The 20344-nt window shown below is 41.0% G+C and carries 12 protein-coding genes and 3 CRISPR repeat arrays; of the genes, 6 read left to right on the forward strand and 6 right to left on the reverse strand.

The genetic code is table 11. The features are described 5' to 3' along the window. Nucleotides 1-2 precede the first annotated feature (2 nt). Nucleotides 3-1160 (forward strand): hypothetical protein, encoded by a 1158-nt coding sequence (locus tag J7I42_RS19745; RefSeq protein WP_209140574.1) that lies wholly within the window; start codon nt 3-5, stop codon nt 1158-1160. Nucleotides 1161-1911: 751 nt separating this feature from the next. Beyond that, a CRISPR array of direct repeats spans nt 1912-2271; the repeat unit is 30 nt; unit sequence GTTTGATTTGCACCATACAGGAATTGAAAC. Nucleotides 2272-2346: 75 nt separating this feature from the next. Further along, nucleotides 2347-3432: direct repeats of the CRISPR family, unit length 30 nt; unit sequence GTTTGATTTGCACCATACAGGAATTGAAAC. A 588-nt stretch (nt 3433-4020) separates the two neighbouring features. Here the strand turns inward: J7I42_RS19745 and J7I42_RS19750 are convergent. After that, a complete protein-coding gene (locus tag J7I42_RS19750) occupies nt 4021-4437 on the reverse strand; it encodes a hypothetical protein (RefSeq protein ID WP_209140575.1) in 417 nt (138 codons plus the stop codon). A gap of 184 nt (nt 4438-4621) precedes the next feature. Next, nucleotides 4622-6489: direct repeats of the CRISPR family, unit length 30 nt; unit sequence GTTTGATTTGCACCATACAGGAATTGAAAC. A 2366-nt stretch (nt 6490-8855) separates the two neighbouring features. After that, nucleotides 8856-9554, reverse strand: a complete 699-nt coding sequence (locus tag J7I42_RS19755; RefSeq protein ID WP_209140576.1) for a polysaccharide lyase family 7 protein — start codon at nt 9552-9554, stop codon at nt 8856-8858. Between the two features lie 1882 nt (nt 9555-11436). Between J7I42_RS19755 and J7I42_RS19760 the strand changes: the two genes are divergently transcribed. Together J7I42_RS19760 and J7I42_RS19765 are read left to right on the forward strand one after the other, a co-directional pair. Continuing rightward, the gene (locus J7I42_RS19760; RefSeq protein WP_209140577.1) at nt 11437-11787 is read left to right on the forward strand and encodes an SMI1/KNR4 family protein; all 351 of its coding nucleotides are present in this window, start codon (nt 11437-11439) and stop codon (nt 11785-11787) included. Nucleotides 11788-11911: 124 nt separating this feature from the next. Beyond that, on the forward strand, nt 11912-12652 hold the full coding sequence (locus J7I42_RS19765) for a hypothetical protein (protein WP_209140578.1): 741 nt from the start codon (nt 11912-11914) through the stop codon (nt 12650-12652). Nucleotides 12653-12844: 192 nt separating this feature from the next. Here J7I42_RS19765 and J7I42_RS19770 read toward each other — a convergent pair whose 3' ends face one another. Next, nucleotides 12845-13309: an Lrp/AsnC family transcriptional regulator gene (locus tag J7I42_RS19770; RefSeq protein ID WP_209140579.1), complete on the reverse strand. Its 465-nt coding sequence runs from the start codon at nt 13307-13309 to the stop codon at nt 12845-12847. A 111-nt stretch (nt 13310-13420) separates the two neighbouring features. Here J7I42_RS19770 and J7I42_RS19775 point away from each other — a divergent pair, with 111 nt between their 5' ends. Further along, nucleotides 13421-14668: an aminotransferase class V-fold PLP-dependent enzyme gene (locus tag J7I42_RS19775; protein ID WP_209140580.1), complete on the forward strand. Its 1248-nt coding sequence runs from the start codon at nt 13421-13423 to the stop codon at nt 14666-14668. Nucleotides 14669-14853: 185 nt separating this feature from the next. Here J7I42_RS19775 and J7I42_RS19780 read toward each other — a convergent pair whose 3' ends face one another. From J7I42_RS19780 to J7I42_RS19790, 3 genes are all read right to left on the reverse strand, one after another. Beyond that, complete coding sequence (locus tag J7I42_RS19780) at nt 14854-15672, reverse strand: ion transporter (protein ID WP_209140581.1); 819 nt, start codon at nt 15670-15672, stop codon at nt 14854-14856. A 147-nt stretch (nt 15673-15819) separates the two neighbouring features. Continuing rightward, complete coding sequence (locus J7I42_RS19785; RefSeq protein ID WP_209140582.1) at nt 15820-16950, reverse strand: SMI1/KNR4 family protein; 1131 nt, start codon at nt 16948-16950, stop codon at nt 15820-15822. A 75-nt stretch (nt 16951-17025) separates the two neighbouring features. After that, the gene (locus tag J7I42_RS19790) at nt 17026-18048 is read right to left on the reverse strand and encodes a quinone oxidoreductase family protein (protein WP_209140583.1); all 1023 of its coding nucleotides are present in this window, start codon (nt 18046-18048) and stop codon (nt 17026-17028) included. An 87-nt stretch (nt 18049-18135) separates the two neighbouring features. Between J7I42_RS19790 and J7I42_RS19795 the strand changes: the two genes are divergently transcribed. Together J7I42_RS19795 and J7I42_RS19800 are read left to right on the forward strand one after the other, a co-directional pair. Further along, nucleotides 18136-19002: a helix-turn-helix domain-containing protein gene (locus tag J7I42_RS19795; RefSeq protein WP_209140584.1), complete on the forward strand. Its 867-nt coding sequence runs from the start codon at nt 18136-18138 to the stop codon at nt 19000-19002. 106 nt (nt 19003-19108) lie between these two features. Continuing rightward, nucleotides 19109-20230, forward strand: coding sequence for an alkene reductase (locus J7I42_RS19800; RefSeq protein ID WP_209140585.1), 1122 nt, complete (start codon nt 19109-19111; stop codon nt 20228-20230). The last annotated feature ends 114 nt before the right edge of the window (nt 20231-20344 follow it).

Raw genomic sequence — 20344 nt, forward strand, 5'->3', positions numbered from 1 at the left:
TTATGCAGGCTCAAACAGCTCAAAGTCCTTACTTATTTATCCGAGGATTAAAGAGAGTAGACCATACTGTGTTTTGTGTTCAGGATGGTCAAAAATTTTACTATGACGCGTTATTTAAGGATAGATTCGGCAATTCGCTCCGTTTACCTTACTCAAGTGGACAACAGGTTAAACGTTCAATTCTGCAATCGTTTTTGACAAAATTAAACAAAAACGAGGCCCCCACGACGTTTGTATTTGATGGAGTTAACCTGGAAGAAGGCGAAGTATTATCCGTTTGTGACCCTTCTTATCCCGATCAATTAATCGGCGGATGGATGTCTATCCCAAAAGGGGGAAAAGAACGTGCTGTTAAAAGAAGAAGTCCACTATCTATATCAGCTATGAGGCCATTACATCCCTTATTAGTAGGTTACACTACTGAAAATGTAACTTTTGACAGAAGTAACAAACCAGAGCTGCATAGAGTTATCGTAAGGGATAGCCAAGGCAAGCAATTAACAGACGATCAAATTGAAGATATTCTTGCAGGAACAGCCAGGAGTTTAAGAAGAAAGTGGATCCCCAACAAAAACGGTTCCGGAGCTAGGACAAGTGGCTTATTTGTATACGACGTTGTGATTGATCTGAGAACACTTTTCTGTGTATCGCTTAATTCCAATGAACCAGAGCTAAGAAAAGATGAAAACGAATCAAACCTTGACAAAACAATTTTCAGATTAAAAAAGTTAGGATGGAAAGAAGGAACTAATGATTTCGGAAAATGCCTGATATGTCCAAAAAAAGATCAAAAGGATAAAAATGGTAAAATATTACAGTTAGGTAGAGATTCCATAATAAAAGCCTTGGCAGAAGCATTATTAGACTGGCGAATCACTACAAATCAGGCCAGAACTTTAGATATTCAAAGTACGCTGGCAATTTCAATAAGTGACAATGCAAATAAAATTGCTGCTGCCATTCGCTCTAAACTTGTTGTAGAAAGTGAGGAGCCAAAAGCAGTCCCAATCGTTGCAGAAAAATTACCGGGCATAGAAACGTTTGTTACCCTGGCAGGGGCTGGATATTTAGTCACAACAAATGAAACGTATGATGCACTTGATAAGGCCCAGAAGAGACTTACTGATTTGATGCTCGCGTTTGATTATGAAAATCAATGAGCGCATTAATGGACAATTAGCAAATCTTTTAATTTTCTATATTCCTCGATGTTGTTTACTTCTCCAAATATCTGAACTTTTAATAGCATCAAATAGCGAAACATAGGAAGTGGACGACAATCCAAATCCTCATTGGTTTACATTGGGAATTTAAACACTAAACAGGAAGCAGTTTGGCGTTTGAACTGTACCATAGAGGAATTGAAACTAGGTTGTGATATATTGATCCAGATCCATTGTCGTGTTCCAATCGCACCATATAGGAATTGAAATATTTAAGAGGATGTGATTTGGCGTTTAAATTGCACCACAGAGGAATTGAAACAACTTATTAAACGATAGGTCGAAGACTTATGTGCCAGCTCGTGTCGCACTATGGACGAAAAACGCACAACACCTTGTTTGGGAATTGGCATAGAGCATTGTTTGAACTGCACCTTAAATGAATTGAAATTCGGAAGCTCTTTGACATATAGGAACAAAAATGTTTATTAATTATATCATAGAAAAATTGAAACGAACAGCTTTTCTTTATCAGCAATCAACATCACGCGAGTATTCAAATCAAACCATAGAGGAATTATAACAACAGGAAGCACAGCTGCTTAGTAGACATCTCCTTGCATGAATTGCACCACAGAGGAATTGAAACGATGAACGCGGTATGTGTGACCGAATGTTGGACTTAATAAATTACACCATGATAGAATTGAAACTTACATGATCTTATAGGAAGCACTGTAAATGTTCTTTTTGAATTGCACCATATAGGAATTGAAACTGTCAAACGACAGGGCGCCCTGGATGAAGTTTGGGTTTGATTTGCACCATACAGGAATTGAAACTAATTCACGCGGCCTACCTTGTAGTTGGGTAACCGGGTTTGATTTGCACCATACAGGAATTGAAACTCGGTAGCAACGATCTAACCTTCGCGGCTACATCAAGTTTGATTTGCACCATACAGGAATTGAAACCCTGATACAACTACGAAGGTTATCACTGATTCAGTTGGTTTGATTTGCACCATACAGGAATTGAAACAAGTTTAGGAAATACTTTTCAGTTAGATGCGCCGCCGTTTGATTTGCACCATACAGGAATTGAAACCCATTGAAGTAGCCGCTCCATCGGATCTGCGCTTATCGATTGATTTGCTGCGCGAATTTTCGCGACGGATTTTATAGTTCAAATTGCACCATACAGGAATTGAAACGGTAAGAAGGATAGTATAGCCAGTTGGGTGTTTAGTGTTTGATTTGCACCATACAGGAATTGAAACTACATAACAATGGTTGTTTCTTTTCGAGATGGCTTGTTTGATTTGCACCATACAGGAATTGAAACAGAGAACACGCCAGCTTTAACTTCTCTTTCAGTTGTTTGATTTGCACCATACAGGAATTGAAACTCGCTGGTAGTACAATATTCGTGGGTACGCGAATAGTGTTTGATTTGCACCATACAGGAATTGAAACTTCCCAAGCCCATATTTTCTTTTTTTTGATTAGGACGTTTGATTTGCACCATACAGGAATTGAAACTAAGGTCAGTAAATACACATTACACTTAGCCCCAGGTTTGATTTGCACCATACAGGAATTGAAACATTGGTTTATCATTAAATTGAAGCGTTGCGTTTTCTAGTTTGATTTGCACCATACAGGAATTGAAACTAGTCAGCATCCAACGGGTTTGTAATTTTCAATCTAGTTTGATTTGCACCATACAGGAATTGAAACTTGAATCACCCTCGGTTACTCTGATTCATTCGTTTAGTTTGATTTGCACCATACAGGAATTGAAACTTGAATCACCCTCGGTTACTCTGATTCATTCGTTTAGTTTGATTTGCACCATACAGGAATTGAAACTAGTCAGCATCCAACGGGTTTGTAATTTTCAATCTAGTTTGATTTGCACCATACAGGAATTGAAACATAATTTCGTGGAGCTGCCCCATATGGCCGATGTAGTTTGATTTGCACCATACAGGAATTGAAACTTACTGCTGCATAACAGTCATCGCCATATAGCGAGTGTTTGATTTGCACCATACAGGAATTGAAACAAAGATTTGATTCTTATTGATGGCAATAAGGTACCGCGTTTGATTTGCACCATACAGGAATTGAAACAAGGGAGCCGAACCCTGTAATTCTTTAATCCATCCTGGTTTGATTTGCACCATATAGGAATTGAAACCCATCATTGGGCACTGGGGTCCATGAAGAAAAAAACGTTCCAATTGCACCATAGAGGAATTGAAACCCTTCTACCTGAACTTTGTCTTTTGGAGTAAAGTAGCACCAATCGCACGAAAGAAAAATTGAAACTGCTTTTCTGTTGTTCTATCAACAATAGCGGATTGTTGTTCCAATTGCACCGTATAGGAATTGAAACAAAATTGTCTTTTGTTGTAGTGTATTGAGTTCATCAGAACTGAATTGCACACCATAGAGGATTGAAACCGAGCTACAAAAGAAAATACTATCCAGTTGCTTGAATTGCACCATATAGGAATTGAAACCATTTCACGTTTGAAAAACTTGCCGAAAAATTCGGTATTGATTTGCACCATACAGGAATTGAAACGTGGTGATGTGACGCTGTTTTTCATGACCAGCTTGCGTTTGATTTGCACCATACAGGAATTGAAATATGTGTAAGCGTGCCATAATAAAAAATTTAACAGGGTTCCAATTGTACCATATTGGAATTGAAACATTATGCTTTGCATCTGTGCAATACACAATTGCAAGATTCTAATTGCACCATTGAGGAATTAAAACTGTACTACGCCTTTAGGCGACGGCTAGTATAGTAACACAATTGCACCATACAGGAATTGAAACGTGTATCACTTGCCTATTTCGGGATCGGGCATCTTGGTTTCAATAGCACCATATAGGAATTGAAATAGCACAGTGTTGTAAAAGGCTTTTAGCTTATTGTCAGCCCCAATTGCACCATATAGGAATTGAAACTGGGTTGATGAGGCCGGCATGGTTAAAGTCCTATTGTTTGATTTGCACCATACAGGAATTGAAACCTTACTATTAACCGTGCTAACGTAGTCGTTCCAGTTGTTTGATTTGCACCATTCAGGAATTGAAACGACCATAGCCACCAGGGCAACCAGGGCGCCGCCAGCAGTTTGATTTGCACCATACAGGAATTGAAACCCGAATTGGTGGCAACAGAATCGAAAGGAAATGGGAGTTTGATTTGCACCATACAGGAATTGAAACAATGCAGCCACTAACAAAGTAGCCAAAGCGATTTTGTTTAATTTGCACCATACAGGAATTGAAACTACGTGTCTGCTCAATTATGGCGTCGATGGCTTCGCAGTTCCAATTGCACCACACCGGAATTGAAATCAATTTTAGTTCTTTTATAAGTCACAATTATCAGATTTGAATTGTACCATAGAGGAATTCATCCACTTTTGCGAAACCGTTTGATTTGCATCATACAGGAATTGAAACTTGCAAACGCCTCGATCATAGCATTTGCCGCGTCCGGTTTGATTTGCACCATACAGGAATTGAAACATTGCTCCAGGAATGTAAATACCATCGTTGCCATCGTTTGAATTGCACCATATAGGAATTGAAACCGATATCTGAGAGCAGTGCTTCCCATGTTAGATATCAGTTTGAATTGCACCACATAGGAATTGAAACCGCACAGCAGTCATCGTAATGTCGGCCAGCGGCGCGGTTTGATTTGCACCATACAGGAATTGAAACTGGGCATCAACGGGGCTTTCACTTAAGGGATACAGGTTTGATTTGCACCATACAGGAATTGAAACATGAAATTGTCGTCTGGTGGAAGCTTTACCGAGTTTGTTTGATTTGCACCATACAGGAATTGAAACGTGTGTGATCGTTTTCTTACTCATCTGCCGCCCCCGTTTGATTTGCACCATACAGGAATTGAAACATCATACATACAACCTGAAATGCCGCCGCCAATACAGTTTGATTTGCACCATACAGGAATTGAAACAATAGGGGCTGGATCCAATATACCCGCGTCCATGCCCGTTTGATTTGCACCATACAGGAATTGAAACTTACTTTAGTCTTATTTTTCTTCGGTGGTACAAGCGTTTGATTTGCACCATACAGGAATTGAAACTGATTAAGGATACTTAACTTCCCACCCGGCCAAAGAGTTTGATTTGCACCATACAGGAATTGAAACATGTAGTTTAGGTTGGCAACGGTGTCAGGATTCAGCGTTTGATTTGCACCATACAGGAATTGAAACGGTAACAGTGATGACGTAGTGTGGAGGCAGGATGAAGTTTGATTTGCACCATACAGGAATTGAAACTTGCGAATGGAAATCATGAGTCTGCATTTTAAGTGTGTTTGATTTGCACCATACAGGAATTGAAACTATAGGTTAGAAAGAGGGTCAAGACGAATACCTTGTAGTTTGATTTGCACCATACAGGAATTGAAACTCAACATGGAGGCGGTCATCTCGAACATGAAATTCGTTTGATTTGCACCATACAGGAATTGAAACGGATTTGTACAGCCAAGGCCTCAAAGGGACGCAGGGTTTGATTTGCACCATACAGGAATTGAAACTTAATTATAGTCGCTTTGGTTTATGGGGCAGTAGGGTTTGATTTGCACCATACAGGAATTGAAACTATTTTACTGATGTTTATAATATGTGGAGTAACTCGGGTTTGATTTGCACCATACAGGAATTGAAACAAAGAAGTAACTGCACAACACCCAGACCCATCCATGTTTGATTTGCACCATACAGGAATTGAAACGTTACTCGGGGTAACTTTCATTGCGCTGCGTTGGCAGTTTGATTTGCACCATACAGGAATTGAAACTGTCTGCAGGCTCACCAAAGGCGTTCTCTCCGTACGTTTGATTTGCACCATACAGGAATTGAAACAGAGAACACGCCAGCTTTAACTTCTCTTTCAGTTGTTTGATTTGCATCATACAGGAATTGAAACTTGCAAACGCCTCGATCATAGCATTTGCCGCGTCCGGTTTGATTTGCACCATACAGGAATTGAAACCTATATATATCGAGCAGGTGCCCGCTGATTGTTCTGTTTGATTTGCACCATATAGGAATTGAAACGGCATTGATATAAACGACAGGAATAAGTGACAAAGTGTTTGATTTGCACCATACAGGAATTGAAACCCCTCAACCTGAATTTTGTCTTTTGGCGTGAAGTGTTTGAATTGCACCATATAGGAATTGAAACTTGATGTAGATCAAAAAAGAAAGCCCGTACTGATCGTTTGAATTGCACCATATAGGAATTGAAACTCGCCAAACGTTTTGACCGCTCACTCCCAATTACCGTCTTAATTACACTATAGTGGAATTGGAAACCCATCATTCGGCACCAGAAAGAAGGTCGCTAAAAAAACACCGCGGCTGCATGACACTTGTTATTGTTTGAATTGCACCATACAGGAATTGAAACTCCTGTTCTCACACTACAACGCCACCCGTGCTTGCAAAGTTTGAATTGCACCACACAGGAATTGAAACAAATTAAAAGAATCTGACAATATAGATAAGCTGGCAATCTGAATTGCACCATACAGGAATTGAAACGAAGAACTGCTGAGACGGCAGTTATATAAGGAGTTTGTTTGAATTGCACCATATAGGAATTGAAACGTTATGTAATTGCCTGCCGCCTGTTTGCCGGCTATCGTTTGATTTGCACCATACAGGAATTGGAACTAATACAGGGTTGACATTTGAGAGAAAGACCGTCAGTTTGAATTGCACCATTAAGGAATCGAAACGAAGAGAGTAAAGATATCGTTACTGATTCTTTTGATTTGCACCATACAGGAATTGAAACCTTTTTATGGATGATATTTTTGGCCGGGAGTTCTTTGCTTCAATTGACAGCCAAGTTTGAATTGCACCATGTAGGAATTGAAACTGGAAGCCCTCAGAATTGGAGTAGCGCAAGACCGGTTTAAATTGTACCATATAGGAATTGAAACATTTATAAAAAACCTCGAAACGACGAAGGTCATTGGGTTTGATTTGCACCATATAGGAATTGAAACAACTTGGTTGGCGCGAATGTTCGCGACGGATTTTATAGTTCAAATTGCACCATACAGGAATTGAAACTTTTTAAATGATCCAGTTAACCATTCGTACCCCGTTTTTTGATTTGCACCATACAGGAATTGAAACTACGATGAAAAAAAAGAAATAACACTTAAAAAGTAAGTTCCAATTGGAGCATACCGGAATTGAAATCGATTTTAGTTCTTTTTCTACATCACACTATCGGATTTAAATTGCACCATGGAGGAATTGAAACGACGACCAGGCAATACAGGAAAATATCACAAAGGCAACACAATCGCACCAAAGGGGAATAGAAACTCGAGGATGCGCGTGAGTACAACAACGAGTAATTCACCTGAATTGCACCATTGAGGAATTGAAACAGCACATAATCATTAAAGGCATCCATGATGACTATGCCAGAATTGCACCATAGAGGAATTGAAACGCCATTGTGTTAACATCGTTAACCGATGAAGCAAGTCTGAATTGCACCATACAGGAATTGAAACCATTTCACGTTTGAAAAACTGGCCGAAAAATTCGGCGTTTGATTTGCACCATACAGGAATTGAAACTTGAGAAACCCGTCCTCAATCTCGCTAACGGTCTGGTTTGATTTGCACCATACAGGAATTGAAACCCATTTAACGACGCCGTACCAGATGGGGCACCGCTAGTTTGAATTGCACCATACAGGAATTGAAACACAGTTGACCTGGTATAACCGCCACCGGGTATTTAGTTTGATTTGCACCATCCAGGAATTGAAACAACCAGACGATCGGCATCATAGGCGAGTTAGGCCTGTTTGATTTGCACCATAGAGGAATTGAAACATCTGTAGGACGCCCCTCACCTCACTGGCAGTATGGTTTGAATTGTACCATATAGGAATTGAAACATGTAAAGGTTTAGATAAGGTAATGCCATTTTTTTAGTTTAATTGCACCATACAGGAATTGAAACTGATTTGGACAAGGAAAAATATGCTGAACAGAAAGTTTGAATTGTACCAAATAGGAATTGAATCATAAGGCGCCACTGTAGCTACCGGATTGCTGTAAGGTTCCAATTGCACCATATAGGAATTGAAAGTACCTTGCAAGCCATGAATCATCTTTAACTATCGTTTGAAATTGCACCATAGAGGAATTGAAACGAAGATGAAATTTCCAAATTAGAGCGAATATTCAATTACACCATACAGGAATTGAAACGTCGATTATGTTGAATGGATAAAACGCGAGACTGTGGTTTGAATTGAACCATAATAGGAATTGAAACAACGGTACTATTGGCGGAGCAGAGAAAAGAAAAGCTGGTTTGATTTGCACCATACAGGAATTGAAAAGACAGGAATTGAAAGCCAGTCGGCAAGCCCATATTTTCGTACATCTCGAATCGTACCATATAGGAATTGAAACGATTTGAAGCGTATTTTTAATCTTTTTCAAACAATTGTTACAATGAATTAAAACTGTCAAGCTTATTTTATTTTTTCCTTTAAAAAGAGAGCATAGAGCTCTAAAAAATATGCCAGCCCTATATAAATAAAACTGGCATAATTCTTATGAAATATTTACTTGTTTCTTATTGACCAACCGGGCCGTTTTTCCAATACTTGATATTTTTCCAACGTGTTTCAGATCGAGTACCTGAAATATTGTATACCCCGCATTTGAAATAATGGGTTGCATCGCCTCGGTCTGCGTAAGTCCCTTTTAAGGCATTGTTCAGGTAAACATATATCTTGCCATTGTCTGCATCGTGTTGCACATTTACATGTATCCATTTGTTATAAGCGTTTGTCATGAGTGTTTCATTATCGTACCGTTTAATGGTGCCGCTGCTGGCCGCATGAATTTTAAGCATGATAGCGGTGGCATTGGTGGCACCACCAAATACCTGCATAATGTCTGTGCCTGCCGAGCCTGAAACAATATATACATCGCCTTCAAACTGATGTTTGCCCGATGTGTAATTATTATTCATACGTAATTCTGAACGGGGCCCGGTGGTACAACCTTCAAATTGACAGGCATCGCCGGCATAGATCCAGAAATGATGCTCACCGGCGGAGTAACTATACCTGTTCGATTGGGGCTGGTCCCAGGGTGTTTGAATCCCATAGGTGTAAGAGGTTTGCGTCCAGCCGCTGGTAGGATTGGCTTCAGTGCTGATCTGTCTTTCCTGCTGGATCTTTTCGGTTTGTGTTGCTGTCTTATAACAGGCGCCTAAAAGCGTAGCGATAAGGAATGTGCATACGATTTTTAATGATAAGCGATTCATTTGGCAAGTTTTATTGATTAGTGAAAAGAGTGATGTAACAAATAAACGGCATAACAGTAGTAATACAACCGGGCGCCACGGTTATACGGTACCGGCATAATGCCGTTTACAACAGATACTCAAAAATTAGTGAATCCACTAAAGAAAAGAAGCAATATGATTGGCATTTTATTCGGCTAGGTTAGCAGGTAAAATATATACCAATTGCACCATAGAGGAATTGAAACAATGGTTGGACAGTGAAATGCGCTACTTCTTTAGTGTTTGATTTGCACCATACAGGAATTGAAACCTAATAAAGTGTGCTTAATCGCCGGCTGACACCTGTTTGAATTGTACCAAAGAGGAATTGAAACTTTGTATTGGGATTTGCATTTTTAAATTTCCAAATGGATTCCAATTGCACCATTTAGGAATTGAAACAACTTGTTCACGTAGTTCGACTGATCGAGTAAGATTATCTAAATTGCACCACAGAGGAATACAGAAATTGAAACATTTGGACGAATGCTAAAACCTTCGATGCACGCCCGGTTTGATTTGCACTTACAGGAATTGAAATAGGTCAATTTCACCATAACCGCATTCTTCCAATAATGGTTTGAATTGCACCATGTAGGAATTGAAACTTGGAATGAAAACCGATGGATTCAAGAAACAAATTGTTCCAATTGCACCATTTAGGAATTGAAACGAGTTCACCATGCGAATCACTATCAACAGTCAGCTTATAGGAATTGAAGCCAAACAGCGGCAAGCAATTAGTTGAATTTTCATTGGTGTTTGAATTGAACCATACAGGAATTGAAACATTAGTTGAGATTTTCCTTGCGCACATGATAGCTCGGTTTGAATTGCACCATATAGAAATTGAAAGATGATAAATTATTATTCAACAATGGGAGTTAGAAATCTGCTATACATATTGATTAACAATTACTTGAGATTCTCCTTTCGCTCATACAAGATCGTAATCCCATAAAACACAGCCACTTAACAGCACGCTGACTCATTTTTGTTCGGGATTTGTTTTGGTCTTCCCTGGGGAAACACTGGGTTTTTATTGGGAAAAGCCGAACGTGACCCGAACAAGACCTTGTGCAAACAGGGCCAAGACCCAAAGAAACTGTACCCGTCCCCCCATCCGCATGGGCGTTTGTGTAGGTCTACCTATCTACCTAATAAGTGTGTAAATGCACTAAGATCCCTGGCCAGACTCATGATTAATTCTAGTGATATATATCAGATATAGGCACATACCCGTTCTAAATTGCATCGATATCGCATTGATATCGCATAAGAATGCCACTGAATATGGGGTTTCAGTGGCATTCCAGTGGCATTTCAGTGGCATTCTGTATAGGGAAATGGCCTGTTTTAGTATATCTGGCGAGAATCTGACCAGGATGTCACTACCATCTCATTATTATTTTGACATAACTTTTGATCAACGGGGAACAGAATAACACCGGCTGCGGTAACATTGGCGCAATAATTTACCTTTTACGGACTTCGGCTTAGCTAGCGGAGGTCATCATCGAAAAAACCAAAATAAAGGCTGAAATAGCTTCTAATGACGCCATAAACATACTAAACCTGAACTCATCCGGCTTTCATAATCATGCCGGAAAATAAGGTTTACCAATGTAAGTAAAGAGATTGATGCTTACCTAACACATTGATTGAATTGCACCATAGAGGAATTCTGTTTGGACAGGGGTTCGAATCCCCTCGACTCCACTTCTTTATAAAGCATTGTAATGCAAGGCTTTATTTTTTTCTCCACCGGATATGTCGAACCTTTTAGTTCTATAATGACTAATGGTATTTCTCTCTTACCAGAAAGTAGTTTATATTGAATGTATAAACGCTTTTCGTCATTATGGACAAGCTTTCACGAATTGAACAGGAATATCAAATTTCATTACCGGAAATTTATAAAGACTTTTATAGGCTTTGTTCTTTTTCTATCCCCACAAAATTAATTGGTACAGACCTGCGCAACACACATCCTGAATTAAATCAGTGGGCTATTGAACTTTTGGAAGTGGACGGGATTGAAAATTTTCTTGATGGTAGTGACTTTGTTTTCATGATGCATCAGGGATATATGTTTTGGTACTTCAAGGCTGATGGAAATCCCGATCCAACTGTATACGGTTATTATGAAAATAAATTAAAGCCGGATAATGAGGGACTTCTATCGGAATTTATTAAAGAATATACTGGTTGACAGGTCTGCTACAGAAAGAATATCACGTTATTTAGTTTACCAGATACTCACTGACTTGGCCCGAAAGAAGGAACACCCTACAACATCTTCGTTTACTCCAAATTCAATAACAAATCAACGATTTATGCAGCACACGGAAAAATCCTTACAACGAAAGCTCAATTTTTTATTTTACTACGCCATCATCAGCTCATCGCTATTCCTTGCATTTATACTCACCTCTTTCAGCGGCAAAGATAAAAACGCCAGCATGGACGAACTGACCGTAAAAAAGATCAACCTCACCGGTGAGGATGGCAGCCTTAGAATGGTGATCAGCAACGAAACCAGGCAGCATTCCGGCAGGATTAACGGGCAGAACCTCTCCCAGAGACCCCGGCCCGCCGGCATCATTTTCTTCAATAACAAAGGAGATGAATGCGGGGGCATTGTTGCCGAAGTTTCCAAAGATAAGAATGCGCTGAACTCGGGCATGTCGTTCACGATGGATAATTACCACGACGACCAGGTAATTCAAATCCTCAACGATGAAACCTATGAAAACGGCGCTGCCAGCATCCAGAGAGGGATTATAGTGCGGGAATTTCCTGTAGGATCAGACATGCTCTCAAGAAATAAACAGTTTGAAGAACTGCAAAAAATTAAAGACGAAAAAGAGAGAGAGGAAAAGATGAATGCCCTCTGGGATAAAGATGGCGCCAAGAAAAGACTGTTTGTAGGAAGGACCGCTAAAAACGATTCCGGGTTATTTCTCTACGATTCAAATGGCAAGCCAAAAATGAAGATATACGTGGACAAAAACGGGGATCCAAAGATTGAAGTGCTGGATGATAAAGGAAATATACGAAATATTGTACAGCAGTAATCGCATGTACTTCGGCACGTATCTCCCGAAAGGCACTTGAGCGAATGGCCGGATACAATTAGATCTTGAATTGTATCCTGACACAGCCATTAAAACAAAAAGGCCGTCTCAAAATTATTTTTGAAACAGCCCACTACTACATGGCCGACCTAAACGAAAAAACAATCATTACCTAAGATGGACGTTTTGGATTTATATGTTTACCCCGTATCCTACTTTTACTTTGTCCATCACCACATGAGTATAAAAGTGCTTTAGATTTGGATTATCCAGGAGATTCTTTTTTTGAAACTCTTCAAAGTGACGCATATCTTTGGTATTTACTATTAAAACAAAATCGTAGGTTCCCGTAACATAATAACATTGGGAAACTTCGGGGCATTTGGTCATTGCTTTTTTGAAATTCTCAATGGCTTTAGAACTACCCTCATGCAAAATGACATCTACAACACAAACAATTCCTATGCCTGCCCATTGGGGGGATATTATTGAAACATCGGCTTCTATAATTTTTTCTTTCCTGAGTTTTACTAACCTCCTTTGAATAGCACTTTGACTGAGATTTACTTTTTCAGCAAGCTGTTCAGTAGTCAGCAAATTGTTTTGTTGCAATAAGCGTAGAAGCGCTTTGTCGTATTCATCCAAAGCATGATGCATAATTTACCCGATTTTGTTATAATATTAGCTTAAAAATATCACTTGAAGTTCAATATCGAAAAATTTACCCTTTGGTGTAATAATATTTTTGCATTATTAAACCATTCGATAATGAGTACAGCAAAATCAATTACACTTCCCTTAAACAGTGCATTCTCTGTTGAGGAAGTGCTACATTTAAGAAGCGAAACTACCGGTACAAAGAATGTTATTCATCTGAATAACGCCGGATCTGGCCTGATGCCTGATATAGTCACCAAAGCTCAGTTAGATCATATAATTTTGGAATCTCAGATCGGAGGATATGAAGCTGCAGCTTTGAAAGCAGATGTTATAAGTTCGTTTTATGAGCAATGTGCACTATTGTTTAATTGCAGGCAATCCAATATCGCTTTTACTGCCAGTGCCACTGATGCTTATACGAGGGCACTATCATCAATACCCTTTGAAAAGGGGGATATTATCCTGACCGATTGTGACGATTTCGTTTCTAACCAAATTCAGTTCCTTTCACTTCAAAAGAGGCTAGGGGTAGAAATTGTTCATATAAAAAATGCAACTATTGGAGGCGTAGATTTAGATGATCTGAAAAATAAATTATATAAATATCTCCCCAAACTTTTAGCTATTACTCATATTCCTACCAATTCCGGATTGGTTCAGCCGGTGGATGAAATTGCAAAGATTTACTGCGACTACCTGAAACTATATCCGGATAAAACATGGTATATACTGGATGCATGTCAAAGTGCAGGTCAAATGAGATTGGATGTGGAAAAGCTCTTTTGTGATTTTTTGAGTGTTACCTGCCGAAAATTTTTAAGAGGGCCCCGTGGAACAGGAGCACTGTATATCTCAGATAGAGCACTAAGGGCAGAACTGGAACCAATGTTTATAGACATGAGGGGCGCAGAGTGGATAGAAAAGGACAAATACCTGCAACAACCCGATTCGAAACGTTTCGAGGACTGGGAATTTGCATATTCCACAGTTGTTGGAACCAAAGCTGCGATTGAATACTGCCTGAAAGTGGGAGAAGAAAAAATCAGGCAACAGGTAAAATTATTGTCAGGCATTATGCGACAAGAACTTGAAACTATCGATAAAGTAAGGGTATTGGATCGGGGACCAGAACTGGGAGGTCTGGTGACGTTCCATGTTGAAGGTTCTGAACCGATTCATATAGTAAAAGAGTTACTAAATCGAAAAATAAACGTTGTTCCAAGTTTTAGGGCATTTGGAGTAATGGATTTCGACGAAAAAGGCGTTGAATGGGCTGTACGAGCCTCACCGCATTATTACAATACGTTGGATGAGGTTAAGTTGTTTGTGGAAGAACTAAGAACGATTGTTGGCTAAAGCCACTGCACGGAAATCTTTTATTGGCCTGCGTTTAAGCAACTTGTTCACTCAAAGCTCATTTCATTGCTCGGGCTCGGTGCCATGTTATTTTAAGGCGGGAGGCATTATTGCAGGATGTACAATTGGTTTTTGAGAGCCTCGTTGGAGGATGTGGTCGCCTTAGCTTGTCATCTTGTGGACGATCATAACAACGTTCCACAAAACTTGCAATAGACCGCATTCTTGTCGTGCCCCTCTCGCCCACAGCCCGGACAGACTTCCTGGCCTTGTTTCTTCATGCGTGCTGTATTGGCCATTTCGGTGGTGATAATACCCGTAGGCACTGCAATGATCCCATAACCAATGAACATCATTAAAGAAGCAATGAACTTACCCGTTGCCGTCACTGGGGCTATATCGCCATACCCCACAGTAGTGATGGTGACAATAGCCCAATAAATACTATCGGGAATGCTGGTAAATCCATTTTCTCCATTCTCTACCAGGTACATTATTGAGCCCAGGATAATAACCAGGCTCAATACTACCAGCATAAATATGGCGATCTTTTTTAAGCTGGTGACGAGAGATATTTTCAGGAATTCTATTTCAGTTAAAAAATGCGTAAGCTTGAAAATACGAAACACTCGCAAAAGCCGTAAAGCACGTAGCACCAGTAATGATTGTGCCCCCACGATAAAAATACTTAAGTAAGATGGAATTATGGCCAGCAGATCGATAAAGCCAAAAAACGACAGCACATAGCCTAAAGGCCTTTTAATACTTATCAAACGCAGCATGTATTCCAATGTAAATAAACCTGTGAACCCCCATTCCATTACATAAAAAACATGTCCGTACCGGTAGTGATAACTTTTAATGCTATCCAGCATTACCACTATAATGCTTGAGATTATAAATATTAAAAGAGCCACATCGAAGGCTTTCCCGGCCGGGGTATCTGATTCGTAAATGGTTTTATGAAGCCTGCTTTGCCACGATAAAAAATTGGCTTTGTCCATACACAATCAATTTTTAATACTGCAAAGTACCGGATAATCATAAAAGCCGATCTTCCTACTTTAAAGAATTGATTGTAAGCAACTTTTACATGGAGAGGTCCACTGCCAGCAATTGCAGTTCTTTCGACATAATAGTATGTATGATAGTTACCCCTGATGCCGCACCCATCCCTGGTATTCTTCATTGTTTGTAAAATCCTGGAAATCGGAAAACCCGGGCACCTCTGTAGTGACGCGGTGCACAATGCGGTAAGCCTCCTCTTTTCTATCCAGCTTTAATAATATTCTTACCTGGGTATCATAGATGAAATAGTGTTGTGAAGTCTCTATCTGGTCGATGCCTTGTTGCACAATAGTAAGTCCCTTTTCAAGGAGATCTTTTTGCTGCGTATTAACGGTCATGTGCCAGGCCAGGGCATTACTGGCGGAGCGGATGATGTTATTATAATAATCATTGCCGCTGTTGATGGGTGTTAGCGCAAGGGCCTGTTGGGCATGTTCTATCAATTGCGCTCTAAAATCGTTCACTTCCGCATCAGTTAGTTGTTGTCTATGATTCGCCAACAAACTGCTGCAGGCCCATTGGCACAGGGAATGCGTACTTGCCCAATAATGATCGTCTTTTACCTTTCCTGTTTTTAAGTAGTCTATTGCATGGTTGTATAAACCCAGCGCTTTTATCAGTCGCTCTTTGTCTGCATTTTTTAACAGCTTTCCTGCCTCCTGAATGCTGTGCAGCATATCGGCGCGATCTTTCTGCGCCTGCTCCCCCGCGTCGAATGCCTGTTTATCATATACCCTATCTGGTGTATGCCGGTTGCGGTACGACCCATCGATGATGCTTTGCAATAATATTCTAATATGTTGGGTGAAATTGGGCGCCACCGGCCGAATGATGGCCCCGTCATCAAAATAAGAAACAACGGCACCGTCTCTCTGAAAGGCATAGAACTCAAATATGTCCTGCTTTCCAAATTTCTGAAAGATCGCTATCTCCCGGTTCTGTTCACCCTCGTCATCCATTACATACTCCATATCCTCCACTGCATGGGAAGGCATCAGCATCTCGAAAAGAAAGTCACCCGTTCTTAATAATTCAACCACCAGCAACCCATGCGTTGTAATGAAGTTGACATATTCTGTCGGAAAGGCAACACCCAGCGCGGCTTCCGCCCCCTTTACTTCTTCTACAGCTATAGGTTCGGAAAAGTGAATGGCAAAACCCTGGGCGGCTATTTCTTTTTCAAAGGATAGGATAATGTCGTGGATGTTTCCCATAATATCAGGTGATGATTTTTTTCTATAAGTAGAGCATCGCTCTACTCGTGACAAAGAAGCCTGCGTGCCGCAAAATTAATGCCACAACACCAGTACCGTTGCCCCGGTCGTTTCCCTTGCTTCCAGCCGCCGGTGCGCCTCGGCCGCCTCGCTCAGGGGTAAACGGTTGTGCACCGGAATTTTCACCGCGCCACTGGTTACCACTTCAAATAGTTCTTTACTCATTGCCAGCACATCCTCCCGTTTTCTTAAATGATCGAACAACAATTGCCAGGTGGCGAATACAGAGCCTTTCTGCATCAACGTCATAATATCGAATTTCTCAATGGCGCCTGAGGCGGAACCATAGCTTACGAAATAGCCAAACGGGCGTAGACAATCGAGTGAACCCGAAAAGGTGGCTTTCCCAATACCGTCATACACCACATGACATCCTTCGCCATTGGTAATTTCTTTCACGCGTTTGGCAAAGTCTTCTTTACGATAATCGATCACATAGTCGCACCCATTTTTCAATGCTATCTCCGCCTTTTCCGGCGAACCTACCGTACCAATAACAATTGCCCCCAAATGCTTCGCCCACTGGGTAAGAATAAGTCCAACCCCGCCGGCCGCCGCATGAATAAGGATCGTATGTCCTGCCTCCACCTTGAATGTCCGACGCAGCAGGTACTGGGCAGTAAGTCCTTTCAATAGCATCGCGGCACCTGTTTCAAAATCTATAGTATCGGGCAGGTGTACAAGATAGTGCGCGGGCACCAGGCTTTCTTCGGCATAAGCCCCTAACGTCATTACATACGCTACCCGGTCGCCTGGAGCAAAATCTTTTACATCTTCTCCAACAGCCACCACTATTCCCGCTCCCTCATTACCTGGAATGAATGGCAATGCCGGTGGCGTATAGTCACCATTGCGGAAATAAATATCAACAAAATTGAGCCCTACCGCTTTGTTTCGAATACGGACTTCCCCCCGCCCGGGCTGACCGATAGCTATTTCTTCATAAGTTAGTACGGCTGGACCGCCATGCTGGTGAACACGAACAGCTTTTATAGTTGTAGTTCCGGTTGCAGGCTGCATTTCCTCTTTTAAATTCATAAAAGTTAATTATAGCCGACAAAATTAACTCCCGCTGCAAGGGTAGAATCATGAAAAAGAAAGGTTTCTTCTGTAATTTTACAGGTTATGAAACAGAAACTATTACAACGGCCTTTTGAGTTGTATGTGGCAGACATGGACGACTGGCAATCACGACCATTGATCTATCATTTTTTCGAGATCGTCCAAATACTCGATGGTGAAGGCGTGCGGGTGGTGAACCATAACCGCTTCCCTTATAGCAAGGGCAGCATTTTTCTGTTTACCCCACTCGATTGCCGGGGTTTTGAAATGGAAACCCCTACCCGGTTCTGTTCTATCCGGTTTTCTGAAGTTTTTCTAAGCAAATGCAAAAATGAGCAGGACCGTGAACGCATCTCATCCTGGTTACGGCAACTGGAACACATCTTCTACCACCATAACCGTTTTGAACGGATGCTGATCAAACAACCGGCCGACTGCCAAATGATCGCAACTTTGATCTCAAATATGGTACTGGAATACGAAGGGAAACAACCTTATTATGAAGAGAACCTGCAGCATTTTATTACCCTCGTACTGAATATGATCGCTCGCAATGTGGCCGATGGAAAGCTTACCGTGAACGATGATCCGGTGCCCGAACCACTCATCAATCGGATGTTGTTGCATGTGCGTGAAAATATTAATACCCCTAATAAATTGCGTATCCCTTACCTGGCTAAGGAATTTAATTTGTCGGCTACTTATGTGGGTGAATATTTCAGAAAGCTAACGGGCGAAAGTCTGCAACAATATATAACACAATACAAAATTCAATTGGTGCAACACCGGCTGACAAACAGCGCCCTTACCGTAAGCCAAATCGCCGATGAACTGGGATTCACCGACGAAAGTCATTTGAACAGACAGTTTAGAAAGCACAGCGGCGGTGTTAGTCCTGTCGAATTCCGGAAGAAAGCCAAACGCGCCTAACAACCTATTAAAGTCATTTACAACCTCTAATTATACAGAATAAACCTTTTTTGGTCACTGTTCTACCATCACGCCGGCTGATAATTTTGTTATCAAATATTATCAGATGCAAGCAAAAACTTTATTATCCCCATTAGTTTATAATAATCTCATCTTAAATAACCGGGTAGTGATGGCGCCCATGAGCCGGCGCCGGGCTATAAATGGTATCCCCAATGCCTCCATGGAATTATATTTTGCTCAAAGGGCGGGTGCCGGTTTAATAATAACCGACAATACCGCGGTGTCACCTAATGGTATTGGTTATTTGCAGGTGCCTGGCATTTATAACCAACAACAAAAAGAAGGTTGGAAAAAGGTAGTGGATGCGGTGCATGCAAAAGGTGGAAAAATTGTGGTGCAGTTGGTGCATGCAGGCCGGATAGGCCACCCGCTTAACAATGAAGGCGGAGCACCGGTCGTGGCCCCTTCTGCCGTACAAGCCCAGGGTATTATTCGCATTCCGGGCGATGAGCATGTACCATTGCCCATACCTGAAGCTTTAACTACGGAAGGTGCAAAGGCAATGATAGCGGCGCATGTTCAGGCTGCGATCAGCGCTATTGAGATCGGTTTCGATGCCGTGGAAATACATGGTGCGCATGGCTTTCTGCCCGAACAATTCCTGAACCCGCATACCAATCGGAGAACAGATGAATACGGTGGCAGTATAACCAACAGAAGCCGCTTTTTACTGGAAATTGTGGAAGGTGTTGTTGCGGCAATTGGAAAAGAAAGAACAGGAGTACGGTTATCGCCATTTGCCTATATCAACGAACTTCCACCTTATGATGAAGAAGCCGACACCTATAAATATATAATTGATTCCCTGCAAGAACTGGACATCCTGTATATACACTTGTCGGCTCTTGTAACTAACGAACGATCATCCATCCCACCCGCCTTTCTTCAGAACGTTCGGGACCGGTTTCATAACCTGTTGATCCTTGCTGGTGGACACACCGCTGCTTCTGCAGAAACGATCTTACAGACGGGGCTGGTTGACCTGGTGGCTTTTGGCAAGCCCTTTATTGCCAATCCCGACCTGGTAGAACGGTTCAGGAATAATGCGGCCCTGGCAATACCCGACACTGATACTTTTTATCAGGGCGGGGATAATGGTTACATTGATTACCCGGCGTTATATCCGACAGCAGCTTTCCATAAACAATGTAAAGTGATTGAGTAAAAGACGAGTGCTGTTCAGAATAAAATATAAAAGGGCGCCTCATACTTTGAGACGCCCTACCTACATGGCGTTACGTTTTAGTTTTAATAAGGTCGGTTAACCTAAAACAAAAGA

Source organism: Niastella soli (assembly GCF_017742245.1).
GTDB classification, from domain to species: Bacteria; Bacteroidota; Bacteroidia; order Chitinophagales; family Chitinophagaceae; genus Niastella; species Niastella soli.

Excerpts from the sequence above, each read along its gene's own strand:
- J7I42_RS19745 (WP_209140574.1), top strand. The coding sequence starts at position 3 with ATGCAGGCTCAAACAGCTCAAAGTCCTTACTTATTTATCCGAGGATTA.
- J7I42_RS19755 (WP_209140576.1), bottom strand. The coding sequence starts at position 9,554 with ATGAATCGCTTATCATTAAAAATCGTATGCACATTCCTTATCGCTACG.
- J7I42_RS19760 (WP_209140577.1), top strand. The coding sequence starts at position 11,437 with ATGGACAAGCTTTCACGAATTGAACAGGAATATCAAATTTCATTACCG.
- J7I42_RS19765 (WP_209140578.1), top strand. The coding sequence starts at position 11,912 with ATGCAGCACACGGAAAAATCCTTACAACGAAAGCTCAATTTTTTATTT.
- J7I42_RS19770 (WP_209140579.1), bottom strand. The coding sequence starts at position 13,309 with ATGCATCATGCTTTGGATGAATACGACAAAGCGCTTCTACGCTTATTG.
- J7I42_RS19775 (WP_209140580.1), top strand. The coding sequence starts at position 13,421 with ATGAGTACAGCAAAATCAATTACACTTCCCTTAAACAGTGCATTCTCT.
- J7I42_RS19780 (WP_209140581.1), bottom strand. The coding sequence starts at position 15,672 with ATGGACAAAGCCAATTTTTTATCGTGGCAAAGCAGGCTTCATAAAACC.
- J7I42_RS19785 (WP_209140582.1), bottom strand. The coding sequence starts at position 16,950 with ATGGGAAACATCCACGACATTATCCTATCCTTTGAAAAAGAAATAGCC.
- J7I42_RS19790 (WP_209140583.1), bottom strand. The coding sequence starts at position 18,048 with ATGAATTTAAAAGAGGAAATGCAGCCTGCAACCGGAACTACAACTATA.
- J7I42_RS19795 (WP_209140584.1), top strand. The coding sequence starts at position 18,136 with ATGAAACAGAAACTATTACAACGGCCTTTTGAGTTGTATGTGGCAGAC.
- J7I42_RS19800 (WP_209140585.1), top strand. The coding sequence starts at position 19,109 with ATGCAAGCAAAAACTTTATTATCCCCATTAGTTTATAATAATCTCATC.